At 76.1% G+C, this 1,370-nt stretch carries 2 protein-coding genes; both read left to right on the top strand.

The features are described 5' to 3' along the window. Positions 1–683 (top strand): class I SAM-dependent methyltransferase (locus ACTS11_RS10860; RefSeq protein WP_442640331.1); only part of this gene is annotated, 683 nt, incomplete at its 5' end. Then, the coding region (locus ACTS11_RS10855) for a squalene/phytoene synthase family protein (RefSeq protein WP_442640330.1) at positions 680–1,370 on the top strand (691 nt) is incomplete at its 3' end. The genes ACTS11_RS10860 and ACTS11_RS10855, both read left to right, overlap by 4 nt.

Here is a 1,370-nt window from a genome sequence, read left to right as displayed (position 1 = left end):
GGGCGGTCAAGGCGGCGGGGACCGAGACGGGGGCGAAGGTCCTCGACGCGGGCGCGGGCGTTGGCGACGACATCCGGGCGCTGCGCGAGGCGATCCCCGAGGCGCGCGTCGTGGCGATCGAGGTCCACGAGCCCTTCGTCGAGGCGATCTCGGGCCGCTACGGGCCGGAGGTCACGGCGCTGCACGGCTCGATGGGGCCGGAGCCGGGCTTCGACGGCTCCGCGCCCGTGGACCTGAAGGCGCAGGGCCCCTTCGACCTCATCTGGTGCGCCGGCGCGATCTACTTCCTCGGCGTCGAGGCTGCGCTCCGTCACTGGAAGGACGCGCTGGCCGAGGGCGGCGCCGTCGCCTTCACCGCGCCGGTGATGTTCACCGACACGCCGTCGGAGGAGGCCGTGGCCTTCTGGCAGGGCGATGCGGTCGACACGATCCCCGAGGTGCAGGCGGCGGTCAAGCGCGCGGGCTACCGCATCCTCGCCGAACGCCGCGAGCCCGAGGCGGGGTGGCAGACCTATTTCGCGCTCCAGGCCGACCGGATCGCCACGCTCCGCGAGGACATCCGGCAGGGCCGCGAGAGCGCCGAGATGGCCGAGGTGCTCGAACAGGCGGAGGCCGAGGCGCGCGCCTGGCGCAAGCTCCGGGCCGAGGTCGGCTACTACGCGGTGGTGGCGACGCCGGAATGAGCCTCCAGGCCTGCGCAGACCTGGTGGCGCGCGGCGACCCGGAACGCTTCCGCGCCGCCATGGCGACGCCGCCCGAGGCCCGCGCGGTCCTCTTCCCGCTCTACGCCTTCAACCTCGAGGTCAGCCGCGCGCCCTGGGTCACGCAGGAGCCGATGATCGCGGAGATGCGGCTCCAGTTCTGGCGGGACGTGGCCGAGGAGATCGGGCAGGGCGCGCCGCCCCGCGCGCACGAGGTGGCCGCACCGCTGGCGCAGGCCGTCCGGGCCGAGGACGCGCCGCTTCTCGACGGGCTCGTGGCCGCGCGGCGGTGGGACATCTACCGCGAACCCTTCGAGGACGCGGCGCATTTCGACGCCTATCTCGACGCCACCGGCGGGAACCTCGCCTGGGCGGCGGCGCGCGCGCTCGGCGCGCCCGACGGGGCGGAGGGCGCGGTGCGGGACGCGGCCTGGGCCTTCGCGCTCGCCGGGTTCCTGCGCGCGGTGCCGGACCTCGAGGCGCGGGGGCGCGTGCCGCTTCTCGACGGGCGGGCGGAGGGGGTGGCGGCGCTGGCCGGGCTAGGTCTCGAGCGGCTGTCGCGGGCGCGCGCGCGGCGGGGCACGGTGCCGAAGGCTGCGGGATACGCGCTCCATGCCGGGTGGCAGGCGGAGGCGATCCTGAGGCAGGCACAGGCCGAGCCCGCGCGCG

Source organism: Roseicyclus sp., from assembly GCF_052168335.1.
Taxonomy (GTDB): Bacteria; Pseudomonadota; Alphaproteobacteria; order Rhodobacterales; family Rhodobacteraceae; genus Roseibacterium.
This window is presented reverse-complemented; position numbering and strand designations above follow the sequence as displayed.